This window comes from Sediminibacterium roseum (assembly GCF_009939005.1).
GTDB classification, from domain to species: domain Bacteria; phylum Bacteroidota; class Bacteroidia; order Chitinophagales; family Chitinophagaceae; genus Sediminibacterium; species Sediminibacterium roseum.
Genome location: NZ_JAACJS010000015.1, coordinates 1,497,157 through 1,517,592 on the forward strand (window position 1 = coordinate 1,497,157; position 20,436 = coordinate 1,517,592).

Annotated in this window: 19 protein-coding genes; 12 read left to right on the forward strand and 7 right to left on the reverse strand. The window is 48.6% G+C overall.

Annotation, left to right across the window (positions count from 1 at the left end; all coding sequences use genetic code 11):
• The 5 genes from paaI to GWC95_RS17660 all read left to right on the forward strand — a co-directional run bounded on the left by paaI (position 1) and on the right by GWC95_RS17660 (position 3,220).
• Positions 1-423, forward strand: a complete 423-nt coding sequence (gene paaI / locus GWC95_RS17640) for a hydroxyphenylacetyl-CoA thioesterase PaaI (protein WP_161820027.1) — start codon at positions 1-3, stop codon at positions 421-423.
• Between the two features lie 14 nt (positions 424-437).
• Positions 438-1,037: an acyltransferase gene (locus GWC95_RS17645; RefSeq protein ID WP_161820028.1), complete on the forward strand. Its 600-nt coding sequence runs from the start codon at positions 438-440 to the stop codon at positions 1,035-1,037.
• Positions 1,038-1,152: 115 nt separating this feature from the next.
• Positions 1,153-2,154: a GTPase ObgE gene (gene obgE / locus GWC95_RS17650; RefSeq protein WP_161820029.1), complete on the forward strand. Its 1,002-nt coding sequence runs from the start codon at positions 1,153-1,155 to the stop codon at positions 2,152-2,154.
• 312 nt (positions 2,155-2,466) lie between these two features.
• Positions 2,467-2,880: a hypothetical protein gene (locus GWC95_RS17655; protein WP_161820030.1), complete on the forward strand. Its 414-nt coding sequence runs from the start codon at positions 2,467-2,469 to the stop codon at positions 2,878-2,880.
• Between the two features lie 154 nt (positions 2,881-3,034).
• A complete protein-coding gene (locus GWC95_RS17660) occupies positions 3,035-3,220 on the forward strand; it encodes a hypothetical protein (protein WP_161820031.1) in 186 nt (61 codons plus the stop codon).
• Positions 3,221-3,295: 75 nt separating this feature from the next.
• Here the strand turns inward: GWC95_RS17660 and typA are convergent, their stop codons facing one another.
• A complete protein-coding gene (gene typA, locus GWC95_RS17665) occupies positions 3,296-5,110 on the reverse strand; it encodes a translational GTPase TypA (protein WP_161820032.1) in 1,815 nt (604 codons plus the stop codon).
• Positions 5,111-5,376: 266 nt separating this feature from the next.
• Positions 5,377-6,498: an acyltransferase family protein gene (locus tag GWC95_RS17670; RefSeq protein WP_161820033.1), complete on the reverse strand. Its 1,122-nt coding sequence runs from the start codon at positions 6,496-6,498 to the stop codon at positions 5,377-5,379.
• A gap of 131 nt (positions 6,499-6,629) precedes the next feature.
• On the opposite strand from GWC95_RS17670, the gene GWC95_RS17675 reads away from it, so the two are divergent.
• From GWC95_RS17675 to GWC95_RS17685, 3 genes are all read left to right on the forward strand, one after another.
• Positions 6,630-7,643 carry an alpha/beta hydrolase gene (locus GWC95_RS17675; protein ID WP_161820034.1) on the forward strand — a complete coding sequence of 338 codons (1,014 nt, stop codon included), beginning with the start codon at positions 6,630-6,632 and terminating at the stop codon, positions 7,641-7,643.
• Between the two features lie 113 nt (positions 7,644-7,756).
• A complete protein-coding gene (locus GWC95_RS17680) occupies positions 7,757-8,806 on the forward strand; it encodes a 3-oxoacyl-ACP synthase III family protein (protein ID WP_202630311.1) in 1,050 nt (349 codons plus the stop codon).
• A 138-nt stretch (positions 8,807-8,944) separates the two neighbouring features.
• A complete protein-coding gene (locus GWC95_RS17685) occupies positions 8,945-9,847 on the forward strand; it encodes a diacylglycerol/lipid kinase family protein (RefSeq protein ID WP_161820036.1) in 903 nt (300 codons plus the stop codon).
• Positions 9,848-9,857: 10 nt separating this feature from the next.
• Here the strand turns inward: GWC95_RS17685 and GWC95_RS17690 are convergent, their stop codons facing one another.
• Positions 9,858-12,083 carry a patatin-like phospholipase family protein gene (locus GWC95_RS17690; protein WP_161820037.1) on the reverse strand — a complete coding sequence of 742 codons (2,226 nt, stop codon included), beginning with the start codon at positions 12,081-12,083 and terminating at the stop codon, positions 9,858-9,860.
• Between the two features lie 64 nt (positions 12,084-12,147).
• The gene (locus GWC95_RS17695) at positions 12,148-13,206 is read right to left on the reverse strand and encodes a COX15/CtaA family protein (RefSeq protein ID WP_161820038.1); all 1,059 of its coding nucleotides are present in this window, start codon (positions 13,204-13,206) and stop codon (positions 12,148-12,150) included.
• Positions 13,207-13,332: 126 nt separating this feature from the next.
• Between GWC95_RS17695 and GWC95_RS17700 the strand changes: the two genes are divergently transcribed.
• The gene (locus GWC95_RS17700) at positions 13,333-13,989 is read left to right on the forward strand and encodes a ribonuclease HII (RefSeq protein ID WP_161820039.1); all 657 of its coding nucleotides are present in this window, start codon (positions 13,333-13,335) and stop codon (positions 13,987-13,989) included.
• A 5-nt stretch (positions 13,990-13,994) separates the two neighbouring features.
• Here GWC95_RS17700 and GWC95_RS17705 read toward each other — a convergent pair whose 3' ends face one another.
• Positions 13,995-14,603, reverse strand: coding sequence for an L-threonylcarbamoyladenylate synthase (locus GWC95_RS17705; RefSeq protein WP_161820040.1), 609 nt, complete (start codon positions 14,601-14,603; stop codon positions 13,995-13,997).
• A 95-nt stretch (positions 14,604-14,698) separates the two neighbouring features.
• On the opposite strand from GWC95_RS17705, the gene GWC95_RS17710 reads away from it, so the two are divergent.
• Entirely contained in the window at positions 14,699-15,580 is an 882-nt protein-coding gene (locus GWC95_RS17710; protein WP_161820041.1) for a cupin-like domain-containing protein, read from the forward strand.
• Between the two features lie 286 nt (positions 15,581-15,866).
• Positions 15,867-16,523, forward strand: coding sequence for a response regulator transcription factor (locus GWC95_RS17715; protein WP_161820042.1), 657 nt, complete (start codon positions 15,867-15,869; stop codon positions 16,521-16,523).
• A gap of 99 nt (positions 16,524-16,622) precedes the next feature.
• Here GWC95_RS17715 and GWC95_RS17720 read toward each other — a convergent pair whose 3' ends face one another.
• Both GWC95_RS17720 and GWC95_RS17725 read right to left on the reverse strand, forming a co-directional pair.
• Complete coding sequence (locus GWC95_RS17720) at positions 16,623-17,669, reverse strand: 2-oxoacid:ferredoxin oxidoreductase subunit beta (RefSeq protein ID WP_161820043.1); 1,047 nt, start codon at positions 17,667-17,669, stop codon at positions 16,623-16,625.
• 105 nt (positions 17,670-17,774) lie between these two features.
• Positions 17,775-18,119: a carboxymuconolactone decarboxylase family protein gene (locus GWC95_RS17725; protein WP_161820044.1), complete on the reverse strand. Its 345-nt coding sequence runs from the start codon at positions 18,117-18,119 to the stop codon at positions 17,775-17,777.
• 146 nt (positions 18,120-18,265) lie between these two features.
• Between GWC95_RS17725 and GWC95_RS17730 the strand changes: the two genes are divergently transcribed.
• Positions 18,266-20,416 (forward strand): S9 family peptidase, encoded by a 2,151-nt coding sequence (locus GWC95_RS17730; RefSeq protein ID WP_161820045.1) that lies wholly within the window; start codon positions 18,266-18,268, stop codon positions 20,414-20,416.
• Positions 20,417-20,436 lie beyond the last annotated feature (20 nt).

The following is a 20,436-nucleotide window of genomic DNA, read 5'->3' on the forward strand; positions in this document are numbered from 1 at the left end:
ATGAATGACAAAGACCTATATGCCAAACAGGTAGTGGACCACATGTTGCAGCACGATCAGTTCTCGCAATGGCTCGGTATTACGGTGCTCGAAATAAAAGAGGGATACAGCAAACTACAGATGACCGTTCGCGATGAAATGATCAATGGTTTTGGAACGGCACATGGCGGCATCGCCTTTTCTTTTGCCGATAGCGCATTCGCCTTTGCCTGCAACAACCGCAACAATCTTTCCGTTGCGTTGGATACGGCCATGAATTTTACCAGGGCCGTTCATTCCGGCGATACACTCATTGCAGAAGCGAAGGAAAGCCACAATGGGAAAAGCACCGGCCTCTACTTCATCACCATTACCAACCAGCACAACGAAACGGTAGCGCATTTCAAGGGCACCTGTTTCCGCACGGGAAAAACGCTGATCTAAAAAAATTGTACAAAATGATCTACGCATTCAAAGATTTTATCCCTGTGGTGCACGAATCGGCATTCGTTCATCCGCAGGCCGCTGTTACAGGTAACGTGATCATTGGACGAAACGTATACATCGGGCCGGGCGCTGCCATACGCGGCGACTGGGGCGGTATCGTTATAGAAGACGGTTCAAACGTACAGGAAAACTGTACCATTCATATGTTTCCGGGCATTACTGTTGTGCTGAAAGAAAATTCGCACATCGGCCACGGCGCTATCATTCATGGCGCCACCATTGGAAGGAACTGTTTGATCGGGATGAATGCGGTATTGATGGATAATGTGGTATTGGGTGATGAATGCATTGTTGGCGCATTGAGTTTTATCAAGGCCTATGAAGTGTTCGAAAGCCGCAGCCTGGTGGTGGGCAATCCCGCAAAAAAAATAAAAGAAGTTACAGACGAAATGATCCAATGGAAAACCGAGGGCACCAAACTCTACCAGGCATTGCCCAATGAAATGCACCTGCATTGGAAAGAAGTGGAACCGCTGCGGGAGATCCCTGCCAACCGGGCAATACAGGAGGCGATGTACAAAACATGGAACGAAACAAACGGCGAAAAATGACGGATTGGCTCTAGCATCAACGCTTCCGGGGCTGTAAGTGCAGTGAATTACGCGGCTTCAATCATTTCCGCCTTTCCAGCGAGATAGCTTTATCTTTGCAGCTAATTATCCAGCAGTGTCAGAAAGAAACAATTTCATCGATTACATCCGCATTTTTGCACGCAGTGGCCATGGTGGGCAGGGCGCAACACATTTTATGCGCAACAAGCTCACCGCAATGGGCGGCCCTGATGGTGGCGATGGCGGCCGGGGCGGGCACATCATCCTGCGGGGCAACAGCAACCTGTGGACACTGCTGCACCTTCGCTATTTTAAAAACGTACTGGCCGAAAACGGCGAGAACGGCAGCAAGAACAACTGCACCGGGCGCGATGGAAAAGACATCATCATCGATGTTCCTTTGGGAACCGTTGCGCGCGACGAAGAATCGGGAAAGATAGAAGTGGAGATCCTGGAAGACGGGCAGGAGGTGATCTGGCTCAAAGGCGGCCGGGGCGGATTGGGCAACAGCAATTTTGCCACACCCACCAACCAGGTGCCCGAACACTCCCAGCCCGGTGAAGAAGGCGTGGAAGGATGGAAAAATCTCGAACTGAAAGTATTGGCCGATGTTGGACTTGTAGGATTTCCAAATGCCGGCAAATCAACTTTGTTATCGGTGATCACCGCGGCAAAACCCAAGATCGCCAACTATGCGTTCACTACATTGATACCGCAACTGGGAATGGTGGCCTACCGCGATTCAAAATCGTTCTGCATAGCAGATCTCCCCGGCATCATCGAAGGCGCGGCAGAAGGAAAAGGATTGGGACACCGTTTTCTCCGGCACATAGAAAGAAACTCGGTACTTCTTTTTTTAATCCCGGCCGATAGCAACGATCACAAAAAAGAATTCGAAATACTTCGCAACGAACTGAAAGAATACAACCCGGAAATGCTGCAGAAAGATTTCATCATCGCAGTAAGCAAAAGCGATATGCTTGATGACGAACTGAAAGAAGCGATCGCCAAAGAACTGCCCGAAGGCATTCCCCACCTGTTCATTTCTTCTGTAACCAACAAGGGACTTACAGAATTGAAAGATGTACTCTGGGAAACACTCAACAAACCAGCCTGATAACAGGCGTTGCCAATAAACCGCACGACAAACATTCATTGCTTGCGAACGAACGTTCGTATTATTATTCGGTAACATTAAGTTAACATACCCTACAAAAATTGTTGGGTTACCTTTTTTAACTCTGCGTATTAAGAGTATCATACAGGTTTTTCTGATGTACATCTAACATGAATTTTCAATTCATTTCACCGTTACGGTAGCTCCTGTATTTCTTCTGATTTGCTTTTCCATGTAACAATTTTCTTTTGTGAGCCATTGGCAGCGCCATGCACAAACAAACCATTTATTAATTCATTCAAAAAAAACACTATGAAAAAGCAAACCATTCAAATCGCAAAAAGATTTTTACTTGGCAACGTGTTGGTAGCCGCTTTGTTTCTCACTGCAAACGCTTCTACAGGCGGTAAAACAATCACCACTTCTGATAAAGCAGAAGTAAAGTATACAGGTACCGATAAAGAAAACCTGTTATCGTTCAACGTTAAGTACAGCAACCCGGCCGGAAACACCTTCAACCTTACGGTTCTTGACGCAAACGGTGAATTACTGTTCAAAAGTTTTTACGGCGACAAGCAGTTCGACAAAACTTTCAAACTGCCAAAATTCGAGAACGGTAAATACGCTTTCGTTATCGAAGACAGCAAAACTTCTTACAAAGAAAAATTCGCAGTAAGCGTTACTACAGAAGTGATCGAGAATGTGAGCGTTAGCAAGGCTAACTAATTAACCTGGCCGTTGTGAGTGACGGCGATGTGTTAAGGAGCAAGGATCAGGAATGCAGGAGGCAGGGTTAATACTTGCGACTTGTGCTCCTGGTCCTTGTCTTTTTATCGGCGCAAGCCTTCGTTGCGAATGCTTTATAACGTACCTTCAAAGTATGCAGCCCCAACAATGTTTATTCTGCGGCCACTTGGTTGAGCTGGTGCATGTACACGGCCACTACCAGTGCCCGGTATGTTTCACCAACGCATTGCCCTGTTGCGATGGCGACAATTGCGGAACGAACAACCTGTTGAAAGACCTTCAACCTTCTCCTGGAGAAAACGAAACGGAAAACCGGTAAACCGCAACATCCCTTCCACAAAAAAAAAACGCTCCCCGTTGCCGGGAAGCGTTCACTATGGTAAAGAAGCGTTGCTTATCCTACTGCTTCGCTCTGCATGCTTCTTGTGCTTTTCTTTCTTTCTTCCTCGTTCAGTACCACTTTACGCATACGAATGTTTTTAGGCGTAACCTCGATGCATTCGTCCTGCTGAATGTATTCCATACACTCTTCGAGTGTGAACTGCAGTTTCGGCGTAATGCGTACCGCATCGTCGCTTCCGCTTGCACGGTGGTTGGTGAGTTTTTTCATTTCCACTGCATTCACGTTCAGGTCGCCTGGTTTGATGTGTTCTGCGATGATCTGCCCAACATACACTTCTTCTGTAGGATCTACGAAGAAAGCGCCGCGGTCCTGCAGCTTGTCAATCGAATAGGCTGTTGTAACACCACCAAACTTAGCGATCAGTACACCATTGTTTCTTCCCGGGATCGGGCCTTTCCATGGTTTGTAATCGATAAAGCGGTGAGCCATTACGGCTTCGCCGGCAGTATTGGTAAGCATCTGTGAACGCAGGCCGATCAAGCCCCTTGAAGGAATTTCAAATTCGAGGTGCTGCATTTCGCCTTTGCTTTCCATCACGAGCATCTCTCCTTTTTTCTGGGTAACGAGATCGATCACTTTACCACTGAATTCTGCCGGAACATCCACCACGAGGTTCTCGTATGGTTCGTGTTTTTTTCCGTCGATCATTTTCACCAACACGTTCGGGTTACCTACTGTCAACTCATACCCCTCGCGGCGCATGGTTTCTACCAGGATGCCGAGGTGAAGGATACCACGCCCGAATACGTTAAAGCTATCGGCGCTGTCTGTATCTTCTACGCGGAGCGCAAGGTTCTTTTCTGTTTCCTTCATCAAACGGTCGCGGAGGTGACGCGATGTTACAAACTTTCCGTCCTTACCAAAGAAGGGCGAGTTGTTGATGCTGAAGGTCATACTCATGGTTGGCTCATCCACGCTGATCACCGGCAACGCTTCCGGTGTATCGATGTCTGCAATGGTATCGCCGATGTTGAAGTCTTCCAGGCCCACAACCGCACAAAGATCTCCTGCGATTACTTCTGTTGCCTTTCTTTTGCCCATTCCCTCAAACACATACAACTCACGCACTTTGTTTCTTTTGATGGAACCATCGGCCTGCATCAACGCGATCGTCTGGTTTTCCTTGATCGATCCGCGCGTTACCTTACCAATGGCAATACGGCCAAGGAAAGATGAGTAATCAAGCGAAGTGATCTGCATTTGCAATGGCCCCTCATTTGTTTTTGGTGGTGGCACATATTTGATGATGCCATCCATCAACGGGAGGATATTGTCTGTTTGCGTAAGGCTGTCGTTGAACCAGCCATTCTTTCCGCTACCATAATAAGTAGGGAAGTCGAGCTGCTCTTCCGTAGCATCGAGGTTGAAGAACAATTCGAAAACGGCATCGTGCACTTCATCAGGACGGCAGTTCTCTTTGTCTACTTTATTGATCACAACGATCGGGCGCAGGTTAAGCTGCAGCGCTTTCTGTAATACGAAACGGGTTTGCGGCATGGGACCTTCAAACGCATCCACGAGAAGGATCACCCCATCGGCCATTTTCAATACACGCTCCACTTCACCACCAAAGTCGCTGTGGCCCGGTGTGTCAATAACGTTGATCTTAACGTCGTTGTACGTCACTGCGGCATTCTTACTAAAGATGGTGATACCACGTTCTCTCTCAAGATCGTTGCTGTCCATGATCAGTTCACCGGTTTCCTGGTTGTCCCTGAATACTTTGGTAGTCTGCAAGATCCTGTCTACCAGCGTTGTTTTACCATGATCGACGTGCGCGATAATGGCAATGTTTCTTATTTCCATGTAAAAATTTGAGGCTGCAAAGGTAAGCTTTTACAACGGAGGGGCAAAGAAGTTAACATAAATATGACATAATTGACTGTATCACAACCATTTACATAGAAACTGCTGAAGATGAACGTTTTAAGGTCAAAAATGGGGCGTTTTCCAGTCGCCTCGCTGTAGTTGCCGGGCACGTTTCTTATGCTTTGAAGCCAGGGTTGGTGGCTATGCGTTCCTGAACAGTGCGGTGCAGCTACCTTATTATTAGCCTGAAATCATAAAAGGCATCAGGCTCTCCAGTAAATTTTCTTTTTATCCATCCAATAACCCAATGCCCAGCACACCAGCATAAAGGCAATGGCAAAAAGCAGGGAGTTCCAGTAATCCGGGAGGTACATGAAACTGTTCGTGTAAACCCAGTTCAGCGAATTGGTTTCGCCAACCGGGATGGCCTCCAGCCCATGCGCCAGCAATTCTGAAAAAAGATAAATGGCCAGCGGGTTTTTTCCTGCGATCTCGAAAAAACGCGGCCAGCGGGCGGTGGGTTTCCTGTCGATGAGAAAAACGATCGCTCCCAATATCATACAATCCAGTCCCACCGTATGCAAGACAAAAGAACTTGTCCATAATTTTTTATTGATGGGAAAAAGGAAGTTCCAGAAATAAGCGATCGCGATCAATGCGAAGCCCGTAAGCAACAGCTTCGTCAACCCCTCGTAGCTTTTGTTTGTTTTCTGAAGATGAAGTCCGACAAAGTAACCACCCAGCACATTTACCACTGCCGGCATTGTACTGAGGAGCCCTTCGGGATCGAAAGCGATCCCCTCCCCGTGGTACAGGTGGTTTTCACCGATGAGCCAGTAATCGAATTTATAGCCGGCGTTGGTGGTCATGCCGAACGGGTCCGCCGCATCGCCAAACAACACGGCAATCAGCCAGTACAACAGGAGCAATGCGATGCCGATGAAAACCACCACCCTTGTTTTGAAAAAATAAACCAGCAACGATGCAATGCAATAGCACAATGCGATGCGCTGCAACACACCCATCAAACGCGTATGGGAAAAGGGTTTTGCGATCCATTCGCCATCCATATTTTTCACGAACGGGAACCAGTACATCAGGTAACCGCATAAAAAAATAACCGCCGTTCGCTTAAAGATCTTTGTGAGCACCTGTGCGTTGGTTTGATGCATCCATCGTTTCGAAACAAAGCTCATCGCATTGCCTACCGCGAATAAAAACGAGGGGAACACGAGATCGGTTGGCGTAAAACCGTTCCATTTTGCATGGAGCAGCGGCGCAAAACTGAAGGCCTCATCGCCGGGTGTGTTTACGATCACCATCAGGCAAATTGTTAGCCCTCGAAAAACATCCAGGGCGGTGAAGCGTTGGGTGGCAGTGGTCATGGTACCTTAAAGATAAGCCGTGCACCGCGAGCTGCGGGCCATCGCCCCTGTTTTTTTTGGCGCGGGTAAAAGGCGCCCGGTGCGCAGCCCGCAGTTTAAAAATCTGTACCTTTAAAAACAAACCCGTACCCATGCGTATCCTTCGAAGATTTCTTACCGTGGTTGTTGCGCTCATGATCATCTACCTGCTCGGCCCGCAACCTTCGAGCCCTGATTACAGAACAGAATTGCCGGTGGTGCCGGCGATCGATGCGGGGCTTGAGCAGTTCATCCTTCAACAGGAATCGGCACACAAACTCAAGCCCGATAACGAAGCAAGGATCGTTTGGGCAAACGATTCGCTCAAACAAAAAACGGAATACGCCATCGTTTACCTTCACGGCTTCAGCGCCTCGCAGGAAGAAGGCAATCCCGTACACAGGAGGATCGCCGCACAGTTTGGATGCAATCTTTACCTCTCCCGCCTCTCTGAACATGGTATCGATACCACCGATGCACTCATCAACATGACCGCCGAGAGCCTTTGGGAATCGGCCAAACAGGCCTACGCCATTGCAAAACAACTGGGCAACAAAGTGATCGTAATGGGAACCTCAACCGGGGGAACGCTTGCGTTGCAGTTGGCCGCCGCTTATCCTGAAATTGCGGGGTTGGTATTGTACTCGCCCAACATCGCCATCAACGATCCGAATGCGTGGATTTTGAACAACCCCTGGGGACTACAGATCGCGCGTTTGGTAAAGGGCAGCGACTTCAACACCGCAAAAAACAATACAGACATCTACAAACAATACTGGAACAAACAGTACCGCCTCGAAGCAACGGTTCAACTGGAAGAGTTGCTCGAAACATCCATGAACAACGCAACATTCGGCGCCGTAAAACAGCCAACGCTGCTGTTGTATTATTACAAGGACGAGAAACACCAGGATGATGTTGTAAAAGTGGGCCCGATGAAGGACATGATGGCCTCGCTCGGCACGCCCGAGAACCAGGAACGCATGGTAGCCATCCCCGAGGCCGGCAGCCACGTGATCGCATCGCCCATACAGTCGAAAGACATTGTAAGCGTTGAAAAAGAAACAGCGGATTTTCTCAAAACCATCCTGCATTTGAAAGAAGTAAGCGTGCCAAAAGAGTTGTAAGGTTTGCCGGCGCCGCCAGCCATGCGTTTTTAAACGACCGTGTTTGAACCGGTCAAAAGCCGCGGCCCGCTACCCGAACAATTCGCTATCTTCAATCCTCTAAACGATTGTCTATGCCCCGCAGCAAAGTAGCCGGCATTGGTATGTATGTACCGGCCCATGTTGTTACCAACAACGACCTCACCAAATACATGGACACGAGCGATGAATGGATACAGGAACGCACCGGTATCAAAGAGCGCCGTTATGCCGATCGTACCGGCGAAACCACGACCACGATGGGTGTAGAAGCCGCAAAGATCGCGATCGAACGCGCGGGCACTACGCCTGAGGAAATAGACTTCATCGTATTTGCCACCCTTTCTCCCGATTATTATTTTCCAGGATGCGGCGTACTGCTGCAACGCGCAATGAAAATGAAAGAGATTGGGGCGCTGGATGTACGCAACCAATGCAGTGGTTTTTTATACGCACTCAGTGTTGCAGACCAGTTTATCAAAACAGGCATGTATAAAAACATACTGGTGGTGGGCAGTGAGAAACATTCTTTCGGTCTCGATTTCAGCACACGCGGCAGGAACATCTCCGTAATTTTCGGCGATGGCGCAGGTGCCGTTGTATTGCAGCCCACAGAAAAAGAGGACGAGGGTATTTTAAGCACGCATTTACACAGCGATGGCGAATCTGCAGAAATACTCGCTATGTACAACCCCGGCACCCATGCCAACCATTGGGCCGCACAGAACTATGCAGACTTCGACGATGCACCCATTGGAGAGATGTTTATGAGCCATGCAATGATCGACAAGGCACAGAATTTCCCTTTTATGGATGGACAATCGGTGTTCAAAAAAGCTGTGGTCAAGTTCCCCGAAGTGATCATGGAAGCATTGGATAAAAATGGATACCGGTCAACCGATATCAATATGCTTATTCCGCACCAGGCCAACCTGCGCATCAGCCAGTTTGTGCAGCAGAAATTAAAATTGTCGGATGAACAGGTGTACAACAACATCCAGCAATACGGCAATACCACTGCGGCCTCTGTGCCCATTGCACTATGCGAGGCCTGGGAAAAAGGAAAGATCAGCGAGGGCGACCTTGTTTGCCTTGCCGCTTTTGGAAGCGGGTTTACCTGGGCGAGCGCGCTGATCAAATGGTAACCTGTGGTGTGTACATTTTTATGCAATGATATAAATGCATCACAAGTCAGGATGCACTATTGTTAATATTTCCCTCATATCAAAGACAAATGAACAAGATGTATTTTTATTTGTTCATTTGCAAAAGAACCATCAGTGATGAGTGACCGAAAGATACTTTATTTGATCAACCCCATATCAGGCACCTCTAAAAAGGACGGCATTAAAAAGCTCATCGAAAGAGAAACTGCGGCGCAGGAAATTCCTTTTGAGATTGTTGCCACCAATGCGCAGGGCGATTATGATTTCCTGAAAGAAAAAGTTGCAAAAGAAGATTTCACCGATATCGTGATCATAGGTGGCGACGGAACCGTTAACCAGGTTACCGATGCGTTCCGCGAGATAGACATACGCTTTGGCATCATCCCTGTTGGTTCGGGCAATGGGCTGGCACGTTCGGCCTGCATCCCCATGAAACCGCAGCAATCGCTGGCGCTGGTGTTTGCAGGAACGGCCAGGCACGTGGATGCATTTCTCATCAACAACCAATACTCGTGCATGCTCTCCGGCATTGGCTTTGATGCGCAGGTGGCGCATGATTTCGCGAATGCATCGAGCAGGGGCCTGATGATGTATACGCAGCAGAGCCTCGTAAATTATTTCAAGGCGCATCCATACCAGTTCGAGATCATCCTTGATAATTTCTCTTTTTTCAGCGATGCATTCTTCATCAGCATCGCCAACAGCAACCAGTTCGGAAACAATTTTACCATCGCGCCCAAAGCCGAGATCAATGATGGTTTGCTGGATATTGTTGTGGTGCAAAAAATGAACAAGGCAAAACTCCCGTTCGCTATTCTGAAACAGGTGCGTGGCAACAACAAACTGAACCAGCTGGTGGAGGATATGACAAAGAAGAACGTGATCTATTTTCAAACCGATTCCCTCACCGTAAAAAACTTGAAACACGCGCCTTTGCACATTGATGGCGAACCAAGGGATACGGCAGATGAATTCAACATCAAGGTGCTGAAAGATTGTTTCCGGTTGATACAGCCGTAAACAGCAAGAGCTATTTATTGTTCCGGATGTTCTCCAGTTTTTTAAACTCCTTCATGTTTGCCGGGTTCTCAAGCGCCCGCGCAATATCCCGTTTCTCCGCGGTTGTCAGGTGAAAGCTTAAACTCGCCGGCGCGTCAAGTTTGGATGGCACGTATTGAAAACACACGCGGTAAAACTGCGGGCCGTACGCATCGTAAAGATATTCGAGCTGATCGTGCTGGTAGTAATCCTGCAGTTTGTACCAGTTGCTCTGCAGGATCAAAAAAGGTTGTGTGAGTGAATTGATCAGGTCGCCTTCTGCCGTTTTATCCCAATCGCCAAGGCTCCTGTCCCTGATCTGGAGCAACACCACTTTGCTGGTATTTTCGCGCAGCCAGTCTTTGAACACCTCAATAAACCGCAACGATGATTCCTGCCCGAAGTTATCGCGCAGCCCTGCGTCCATCACATCAATGATCGGGTTGGTGGGGAGCCATACGCTGGGCAACACATAAGGGAACGTTGCATTCATACGGAGTGCAGACAGTATGTTCACATTCATCGACCCCTGTTTGCTGAAGAAGGAATTGAAATCAACCGCATCTGCATCTACCCCGCTGATGTTGTTTGTATCCGATTGCGGGCGCATGAGGTAGCGGGCGGGATGTGTGCTCATGATCATCTTCCTTCCATCGCGGTTGATCACCGAATTGAAGAACATGGTTGGTATGGTTGCCTCCGATTCGGGAAGCAGGTATTCGTTCAATGTTTTTGCAAGCGCGTAATGGGTGTTCTCGTTCAGTTTCTGTTCAAATGCATAACCGCGGTCCTTGGCATACCGGAAACCACCTGCCTCAAACTTCTGCACGGGGCCGATCATATCGCGTGTAACAAAAGAAGCAAACAGCGGGCTGAGCAGGTCTTTCGAAATGTTTTCAACATATTGTTTATCCTGCAGGTTGATGTTTGCGCCGCGTACCTTTTCGTAGTACAGTTCCCTGAAATACGCCGCGCCGAGCATTCCGCCGGAGGCCCCGTTGATGAGAACGGTCTGGTTCATCAGTTCTCCGCCAAACAGGCTGTCGAGCCTTTGCAGGGTATTCATCGTAAACACAGCGCTGCGAGCGCCGCCACCACTTGTGTTGATGATGTAAAGAACGGGCTTATCGGTTTTCTGTTTTGCCTTCCATTTGTTTAATATGCCGAGGAAATATTTTTTATCTGCATTGATGTTGCTGTCGCTGGCCAGCTTTCGTATCGTTTCCCGGTCGTAAATAGGGCGGTTTGATTTATCGATGTAGTTGAGCCCATATGCCTTGTTGCGCGGGTCGATGATCTCTTTCTTATAAAGCACATTCAACCCGAGGTACAACAACACCAATACGGGGATGGCCCAACTGCGCAGGAACAAAGTAAGTGCGCCGGCAACAGCGATCACGATCGCGAAGAAAACAGTAATGCTTGCGGCGGCGGGTATTTGCGAGAGGCGGGCATCGGAGGTGAAGCCAACCAGTATCAGCGAAAGAAAGGCAACGGCAATGGCGATCACAGCTGCAACATGGTGCCGTTTAAAAACGGATTGAAGGAAATCATCGCTGTAATGGCGCACATCCCGTGGTTTGCGCAGGCGGAACTTTGCGCTGAGGAACCATTCTACATTCAGCTCCGTTTTTTCTTTGGGAAGCTGTGTTTTCTGAACCACTTCGGCATAATGCGTATTGGCCGTGGTGATCACTGCGCTCATGCTGCGGTAGATGGTCTTGTCTGCACCAAAAAAATAGATAAAGGCAATGGCTATCGAAGCAATGATGCCTCCTGCAAAACCGCCCGCGAGGAACAATATATCCGCGCCGGGCAGCAATTCCTGGTAGCGGGCATAGTGTACCGCTTTCACAAAATAAAAAACAAGGAAGCAGAGCGGTATCAGGGCATTGTTGATGCAATATTTCAGGAAAGGCTGCGCTGTTGTAGCCAGGAATTTTACATTCTTGCTGTGCAGGATGAACGTGGTGATGTTCCAGCTCATGATAAACACACCGATCGCAAAACCAACAATGGCGGTACTGAGCGGGGTAACTTCCCCCAGGTATTCAGGAGCCAGGTAAAGTGAGTTGGCGCCAAAAGTGAACATGAATGATCCGGCAACCGTTGCAAACAGGATATACCAGAAGATCAAAAACACCTGGTACCTGCGAAAATGCAGCAGGAACAACTGTATAGGCAACGAATGCCAGATGCCGAGCAGGTATTTTTTCATTTTGTTTCTTTCGGGCTAAGCGTCGCGAAACTGTTACCACGGGCGGGAAGGCCCGCTGTTATATTCATTTTCTTCGAATCAGGTACAAGGTCCATACAAGCGACAAAAGCAACAACATGCCTACCAATTGGTGCAATTGCGCCATCCACTCAAATGTGCCCCAGCGGCCGGGTACGATACCGGGGCTGGTTAACACGGTTACAATGCCAAGCAGCGCCTGGGCCGTCACGATCACAAGCGGGAGCCATTTTGTTTTTTCTAACAGGGGCGTTCCTTTTGTTTTGAAAAGCCGGCCGCTCCACAACACGATCAAGATAAATAAAAAATACGCAAGTCCGCGGTGAATAAAATGAATGAGTATTTTATTGTCGATAAAATTCAAAGCAGCGGGTGTGTCGCGCATCAAACCACCCGGAACCCAGTCGCCATTGATGGTGGGCCATGTTGCGGCGGCGGTTGCGGCTTTGTGGCCTGCCATCAGCGCGCCATAAATGAGTTGAAGCGCAAGCACACAAAGGATAAAAATGTTCCATTTGCGCAGCGGGTTGTTGTGAACGATCTGTTCTTTCTTTACCAATAACTGCAATGCGAACCAGAAGGTATAGGAGAGCAACCCCAATGCAAAAATAAAGTGCATGGCCAGCCGGGTGGGCTTTACGTAGATGGCATCGCCGGTGAGGCCGCTTGCTACCATGATCCAGCCGATCAGTCCCTGCATGGCCCCTACTATAAACAGAACGATCAAGGGTATGATCATTTCTTTCCTGAACGCTTTTTTAATAAGGAACCAGGCAAACCCCACCGCAAACACAACACCAAACAACCGCGCCCAGAAACGGTGGAACCATTCCCAGAAAAATATCTTTTTAAAATCGGCCAGTGTAAAATCGAAATTGAGAAGATGGTATTGCGGCGTTTGCTGGTATTTCCCGAACTCTTCCATCCATTTCTGTTCGTTGAGCGGCGGAAGGGCGCCGGTAAGAACATCCCACTGTGTAATAGACAACCCGCTTCCGGTTAAACGGGTAATTCCACCGAGCGCGATCTGTACCACGATCATGCCCACACCCACCAATAACCAGGTTGCCACGGCCCTCTGCGAACGTTCTGTTGCTGTTCTCATATTAAAGCGAAGCTACGAGGTTTTGGGGCTGTGTTGCAGGCTTTTGGATACAAGTTTTTTCAAGGCTGTGCCTAACTTTCACAATTTGTTTTTGGAAAGTTTTGCGGATTACTCAAATTTTGTTGGGTGTTAAAAGCGTATCACCAGAAAAGATTCAGGGAGGCGGGAGCCGATGAGGCGGGGCGGGGCTGTTATGCGGGACCCGTATTTGCAGCAGCGGTTATCCTGCCGCAAAACTTTTATCACCCCTTGCTTAACGACAGCAAACAGGTAATAGCAAAGGACCGCGAAATACTCCGTGAAGTGATCGAAGCATCTGCCACGGCATGGGCGGTTGCGAGGATCGACAACGTGGAGATCGACCAGATCAATATTTTAAAGGCTTCTTTCAAGGCGATGCATCTTGCCATCGACCAACTCAATCCCCAGCCTAAAATCCTGCTGATCGATGGGAACCGTTTTGTTACGTACAAAGATGTTCGCCACCATTGTATTGTAAAGGGCGACGGTATTTATGCCTCCATTGCTGCAGCCAGTATTCTCGCCAAAACGTACCGCGACGCCTATATGCAGCAGCTGCACGAAGAGTTTCCGCATTATGGCTGGGATAAGAACAAAGGCTACGGCACCGCCGAACACCGCACCGCCATTGAAAAACACGGCCTTTGCAAATACCACCGCATGAGCTACAACATCGACCCACGCGTACCCAGCCTGTTCGATGGCATCCCGGACCTGGATGAATTTGAATTGAGAGTGAAGGATGAGGAACTGGAGTGTTGAATGCTTTATTCCTCCCATGTTCCCGCGCCCTGCCTGGTAACCTCGTACGAATCGGAGGTGCAGTCAACGATCGTTGAAGGGATCATACCGCCGATTCCGCCATCGATCACAATATCTACCTGCTTACCGAAGTTGGTATGCATGAGTTCGGGGTCGGTATATTCTTCAACCATTTCTCCCGGTAATGAGGCCGATAGAAGCGGGTGGTTCAGTTCCTGCACAATGGTACGTGCAATGTTATTGTCGGGAACGCGCAGCCCGATCGTATTTTTCTTGCTGTGCAGTATTTTGGGTACTTCTTTACTGGCAGGCAGGATAAAGGTATAAGGTCCGGGCAAATAGTTCTTGAGTATGCGGTACAGGGGCGTGGAAATGCTTTTGGTGTACTTGCTCAGGTCACTCAGGTCGTAACAAACAAAACTCAACTGCGCCTTTGCCGGATCCACGTTTTTGATGCGCGCAACACGCTCTATGGCCTTGTGCTGGAAGATGTCGCATCCCAATCCATAGATCGTATCGGTGGGATAAATGATTACACCCCCATCCAGCAAACATTCCACCACTGTTTTAATGTGGCGCGGGTTGGGGTTATCTGGGTGGATGTGGAGAAGCATATCTGCAATTTACAATTTAGCGGCAAGCTTCCGGTACCAGCTGCACAAAGCCATAAATAATCAAAAAACTTACCTTTGCCTTAAAACCCGTTCCCATGCAATTAAAACCGGTTGATGTAGTAGACGAGATCAGTGCCCACGATTTCAGGGAAAACTATTACTACCCGATGCGGCCGCTGGTTATCCGTAACCTTGCAAAAAACTGGCCAGCCTACCACAAATGGAACTGGGATTATTTTAAAAGCCTGGTGGGCAACCAGAAAGTTGCGCTTTACAACAACATCAAAAGTGATGCCTATACGCCCATCAATACCGCGGACGATTACAAGACCTTTGGGGAATACATCGACATGATCAAACAGGGGCCGGCGGCCTGGCGCATTTTTCTCTTTAATATTTTTGACCATGCGCCGGAACTGATCAACGATTTTACCTGGCCGGAAGAGCTGATGAAGGGGTTTGTGAAGAAATACCCGATGCTGTTCACCGGCGGGCAAACCTCCATCACCCACATGCATTTCGATATTGATGTGAGCCATATTTTACACACACAGTTTGCCGGGAGAAAAAGGGTGCTTCTTTTTCCAAACGAGGAAAAAGACAAACTCTACCGCAAGCCGTTTGAAGTATTGAGCCTCGCCGATTTCAGCAATTATTACGATCCTGAAAAAAGCAAGGTTGATTACAACCAGTTTCCCGCCTTACAAAACGCGAAAGGCTTTGACCTCACACTCGAACACGGAGACACCCTGTTTATGCCCGCCGGCTACTGGCACCACATGGAATATTTAGACAGCGGCTTCGCAATGAGCCTGCGCGCACTGCAGCCCTCGCTCGGTGGCAAACTGAACGGTGTATGGAACCTGTTTGGCATGCGCAGCATTGATACGTTGATGAAAAAAACAATGCCGCATCCCTGGTACAACTGGAAAAAGAAGAAAATACTTGCGAACGCTGCCAAAGCAATGGAAGCTTAAGGTACAAGCTACCCAATCGCGGATCCTGTTCTGAAAATAATCATGTAAAACAAAAAGGCGGTCTGAGACCGCCTTTTCTGTGTGTAAGCCCCCAGTAAAAACTGAAAGTGAGAAAAAGCCCAGCTATAAACTTTTAGTCACGAAGCAAAACTATTAAGACACCCAACCCTGAACAAGCGTATTATTACCCGAAAAATTTACAGTGTTTACACTGTTTTTTTTATTGGCGGAAAAGTGCAATTTGTCTGCGCGAAATAAAAGGTTTTATCCTCTCTAAATGCTGTTTATGTTGAAGGTTGCATTAGTCGACGACCATGTATTGATGCGTGATGCGCTTGCGAAACTGATCAATTCGCTCAACGGGTACACGGTTTTGTTCTGTGCCGGGAACGGCGCGCAGCTCAGGGAAATGCTCGGCAGCGGCAACGAACCCGATCTTGTTTTGATGGATGTGATGATGCCCGGTATGAACGGCTTCGAAACAACCGCCTGGCTCACCACGCATTATCCTGATGTTAAAGTGATCGCATTGAGCATGCAGCACGATGAGCGGGCAGTGATCCGCATGTTGCGCAATGGGGCAAAAGGGTATCTTCTTAAAGACACTGATGTTGACGAACTGAAAACCGCGATGTATGAAGTGGCAAACAAAGGGATCTATATGAACGATATCCTTTACAAAAACATCGTTCACTCTATAGCCGGCAACCAGCAGCCTACAGAAGAAGCCGAAAAACAGATCGCGCTTGATATGACCGAACGGGAAAAAGTTTTTCTCCGCTGGCTGTGCACAGAAAAATCGTACAAAGAGATCGCCGCAGAAATGTACCTCAGCCCGAGAACGATCGATGGCTACCGTGATGCATTGTTCGATAAACTAAAAGTAAGTTCCCGTGTGGGCCTCGTGCTGTTCGCCATCAGGAACGAACTTGTACAGGTATAACGCAAACAAAAAAGCAAGGAACGGGAATGGCTTGAGCCCTTCTTGTTCCTTGCCGCTGTAAAATAGGATCCGGATAATGAATGTTGTTGTCCTGTTTCTTTACCCAAGTATTTCCCAAACTTCTTTTCCCCGCAATAATTTATCAAGATTGCCTTTGCCTTTTGTTGCAATGGCCTCTTCAATCTGCATCGACATGCCATCTTCGTAACAGGGCCTGTCTGTTTCGTAAAACACACCAAACGGCCTTGGGAAATGATCACCGCTCTTTGCAGGGTCGTCAAACATACGAACCAGCGTTTGCGCCTTGTAGAAATCGCGGTCATCGTGTATCCAGAGATCGTCTGCGCTTACGCCATTGCCAAGTTCAACTACAACGGGCTTCATGCCATCGAACTTTATGCCCTTGTTTTGCGTGGCGCCAAAGATCAATGGTTTGCCTTGCTCGAGGAACAAAGTTTCTTCGGGTTTGGTAGATTTTTCAGTGAAGATCTCAAAAGCGCCGTCATTGAAAATATTACAGTTCTGGTAGATCTCTAAAAACGAGGAGCCTTTGTGCTGGTACGACCTGGTGAGCATCGCCTGCAGGTGTTTCGGGTCGCGGTCCATACTGCGCGCCACAAAAGTTGCATCCGCGCCCATGGCCAGCGCCAGCGGGTTGAAAGGGTGATCGATGCTGCCGAACGGCGTGCTCTTGGTTATTTTATTTTCTTCTGATGTAGGTGAATACTGCCCTTTTGTTAACCCATAGATCTGGTTGTTGAACAGCAGCACATTCACATCAAAGTTCCTCCGCAGCAAATGGATGGTGTGGTTACCGCCAATGCTGAGCCCGTCACCATCGCCCGTAACGATCCATACGCTCAGCTCGGGCCTCGCCGCTTTCAATCCACTCGCCACCGCCGTTGCGCGGCCGTGGATGCTGTGCATACCGTAAGTGTTCATATAATACGGGAAACGGCTGCTGCAGCCGATACCGCTGATGATCACAATATTCTCTTTGGGAATGCCTATCGATGGCATTACTTTCTGCACCTGCGCCAATATAGAATAGTCGCCGCACCCAGGGCACCAGCGCACTTCCTGGTCTGTTGCAAAATCTTTCGCTGTAAGCAAAGGGGCGGATGGAGTTGTTGCTGTTTCTGACATGTTGCTGTAATTAATAATTGAAAATTAGCAATTAATCATGGGAGTGAAGTTCTCACCCCCTTAAAAATACGCTACAATACCTAAAATAGTACCAATTCCCGGTTTTCAATTGTTAACCAGCGCCTCCCAGTACTCGGCGGCCCTGCGGGTATGCGGCACCACAATGGTTCCGCCCACGATATTGGCCACGGCAAACAGCTCGTACATTTCCTCGGTGTTCACACCGAGCTCGTGGCTTTTACCGAGGTGGTATTTGATACAGTCGTCGCAACGCAAAACCATACTGGCAACAAGTCCCAGCATTTCCTTGGTCTTTTTATCGAGCGCACCCGCTTCGTAGGTATTGGTATCGAGGTTCCATAGGCGTTTCATCACAAGGTTGTTCTTGCTAAGGATCACCTCGTTCATTCTTTCGCGGTAGTTGTTGAATTCTGCTACTAGTGGACTCATGATGGTAGGTTTAAGGGCCAAAAATACGGCGTAGCGAACCGTCATTCGTGAATCGTGAAGAGAATTATCTAAATTCACAAACGGCGTTCAACACCAGGCGTTGGCGGTTGACGACCCTTTTTTTATTATTTCAAAAAAACATTTCGATGAAAAAGATCCTGTCCCTGTTTGCTGCCTTCTCCCTCCATGCCGCCATGGCGCAGCATGGGAATGAATTGATCAAGGTTACCGATATGCTCAGGATCAAACAGCTTAACAGCGTTACCCTCAGCCCGGATGGAAGCAAGGTCGCATTCGTACTCAACAGCATCGAGCCCGATGGCGATACCAAATGGGAATACAAGTACGTGAACCAGGTTTATGTGGCGCCGGTAGATGGTTCCGCACCGCCACGCGCCCTTACCGCCAAAGAGAACGCTTCCCAACCGGCCTGGAGCCCCGATGGCAGAAAACTTGCTTTTGTAAGAACAGTAGATTCAAAACCCCAGGTGTTTGTTCTCTCTTTCGACGGTGGCGAACCAACACAGCTTACCCGGTTCAGATTCGGCGCATCTTCTCCCAAATGGAGCCCGGATGGCAAACAGATCCTTTTCTCTTCGTCGCTCACGCTGAAGGACCTGCTGAAAGAAGACCTCAACCCCGGAAAAGAATTGCCGGCCTGGCCCTATGAGAAACCGGGGTTCGACAAAAATGCAAACCTGCGCGCCAACAATGCAAAACCGGATCCTGATGGAAATATGGACGAGATCCGCGCCTACCTCGAAAACAATGCCACTGATAAAAAAGCAAAAGTGATCGACAAGCTCAACTTCCAGGAAGAGGCCACTACGAGCGGTGACATGTCTTTCAGTCATTTTTTTATTGTGAACAGCGACGGGACCTCGCAACCGGTTGCCATCACACGCGGATTCAACAGGTTCAACAGTGCGGAGTTTACACCCGATGGGAAACACCTGCTCGTAACGGGCGATATAGACTCGACGGAACATCCCGACCGCTCGCTCGAGAGCGAGATCTTTATCATAGATCTGCTCACAAAAACGCCAAAAATGATCCTCGGTGAGAAAGGCAAAAGCTACAACAGCGCCAAACTCTCGCCTTCGGGAAAATGGATCGCGTTTCAATATGGGTCCACTGCGTTTGTTGATGTTCCTATGCTTGGCGTGATACCCGTAAACGGCTCGGCAAAAGACATCGTAAACATTCCATTTGACAGGAACAAAGGAAACCTCAGCTGGAGCGAAGATGAACGGTACATTTATTTCACCGCGCAAAGCAACGGGGGCGCTCCTATTTACCGCGCGGATGTTCAAACAAAAAAAGTTGACAGCATTACCACCACAACAGCCGGCGGCGTGAGCTCGTTTGACCTGCACAAAGACAAGATCGTATATGTAAAAACAATGGCAACAAATCCATTCGAGCTTTATGTCTATTCTCTCACCACAAAAACAAACACGACACTCAGCAGCTTCAACGATTGGATCAAAACAAAAAAACTAAGCCTGCCGGAGAAAAGAAGTTTTGTAAATGAGAAAGGATTGACGGTTGAATACTGGATCATGAAACCAACCAATTATGAGCCAGGCAAAAAATACCCCGCCATCCTTAATATCCACGGCGGCCCAACCGCGATGTGGGGACCAGGCGAATCGTCTATGTGGCACGAGTTTCAATACTATTGCGCAAAAGGATATGTTGTTGTTTACGGCAACCCGAGAGGTTCCGGTGGCTACGGCGCAGAATTCCTGCGCGCGAATGTGAACGACTGGGGCAAGGGCCCAACTTCCGATGTACTCACTTATCTCGACAAGGCCGTTGGCGAAGGTTTCATAGACACTTCTAAACTTGCCGTTACGGGTGGCTCTTACGCGGGGTATCTTGTGGCGTGGATCATCAGCCACGACCAGCGTTTCAAAGCCGCCTGCTCCCAACGCGGTGTGTACGATCTTGCCACTTTCTTCGGCGAGGGCAATGCATGGCGGCTGGTGCCGAATTATTTTGGCGGTTATCCCTGGGAGCCAGCAACCAGGGCAAACATCCTGAGAGAATCACCCATCAATTATGTTGAGAACATCCATACCCCATACCTGATCTTCCATGGAGAAAACGACCTGCGTACGGGTGTGATACAGGGCGAAATGTTATACAAAAGTTTGAAAGTACTCGGCCGCACGGTTGAATACGTGCGCCACCCCGGCGGCACCCACGAACTTACCCGAAGCGGAAACAACAGGCAACGCATTGACCAGATGTTGAGAACGATGGAATTTTTTGAACGTTTCATCAGGCATTGAATGCCAGGCCACGAGCCATA

Bases quoted from the DNA above. Each gene is read 5' to 3' on its own strand.
- GWC95_RS17710 (WP_161820041.1), top strand. From the start codon at position 14,699: ATGCAATTAAAACCGGTTGATGTAGTAGACGAGATCAGTGCCCACGAT.
- GWC95_RS17715 (WP_161820042.1), top strand. From the start codon at position 15,867: ATGTTGAAGGTTGCATTAGTCGACGACCATGTATTGATGCGTGATGCG.
- GWC95_RS17720 (WP_161820043.1), bottom strand. From the start codon at position 17,669: ATGTCAGAAACAGCAACAACTCCATCCGCCCCTTTGCTTACAGCGAAA.
- paaI (WP_161820027.1), top strand. From the start codon at position 1: ATGAATGACAAAGACCTATATGCCAAACAGGTAGTGGACCACATGTTG.
- GWC95_RS17655 (WP_161820030.1), top strand. From the start codon at position 2,467: ATGAAAAAGCAAACCATTCAAATCGCAAAAAGATTTTTACTTGGCAAC.
- typA (WP_161820032.1), bottom strand. From the start codon at position 5,110: ATGGAAATAAGAAACATTGCCATTATCGCGCACGTCGATCATGGTAAA.
- GWC95_RS17670 (WP_161820033.1), bottom strand. From the start codon at position 6,498: ATGACCACTGCCACCCAACGCTTCACCGCCCTGGATGTTTTTCGAGGG.
- GWC95_RS17645 (WP_161820028.1), top strand. From the start codon at position 438: ATGATCTACGCATTCAAAGATTTTATCCCTGTGGTGCACGAATCGGCA.
- GWC95_RS17725 (WP_161820044.1), bottom strand. From the start codon at position 18,119: ATGAGTCCACTAGTAGCAGAATTCAACAACTACCGCGAAAGAATGAAC.
- GWC95_RS17660 (WP_161820031.1), top strand. From the start codon at position 3,035: ATGCAGCCCCAACAATGTTTATTCTGCGGCCACTTGGTTGAGCTGGTG.
- GWC95_RS17705 (WP_161820040.1), bottom strand. From the start codon at position 14,603: ATGCTTCTCCACATCCACCCAGATAACCCCAACCCGCGCCACATTAAA.
- GWC95_RS17680 (WP_202630311.1), top strand. From the start codon at position 7,757: ATGCCCCGCAGCAAAGTAGCCGGCATTGGTATGTATGTACCGGCCCAT.
- GWC95_RS17730 (WP_161820045.1), top strand. From the start codon at position 18,266: ATGAAAAAGATCCTGTCCCTGTTTGCTGCCTTCTCCCTCCATGCCGCC.
- GWC95_RS17675 (WP_161820034.1), top strand. From the start codon at position 6,630: ATGCGTATCCTTCGAAGATTTCTTACCGTGGTTGTTGCGCTCATGATC.
- GWC95_RS17690 (WP_161820037.1), bottom strand. From the start codon at position 12,083: ATGAAAAAATACCTGCTCGGCATCTGGCATTCGTTGCCTATACAGTTG.
- GWC95_RS17685 (WP_161820036.1), top strand. From the start codon at position 8,945: ATGAGTGACCGAAAGATACTTTATTTGATCAACCCCATATCAGGCACC.
- GWC95_RS17695 (WP_161820038.1), bottom strand. From the start codon at position 13,206: ATGAGAACAGCAACAGAACGTTCGCAGAGGGCCGTGGCAACCTGGTTA.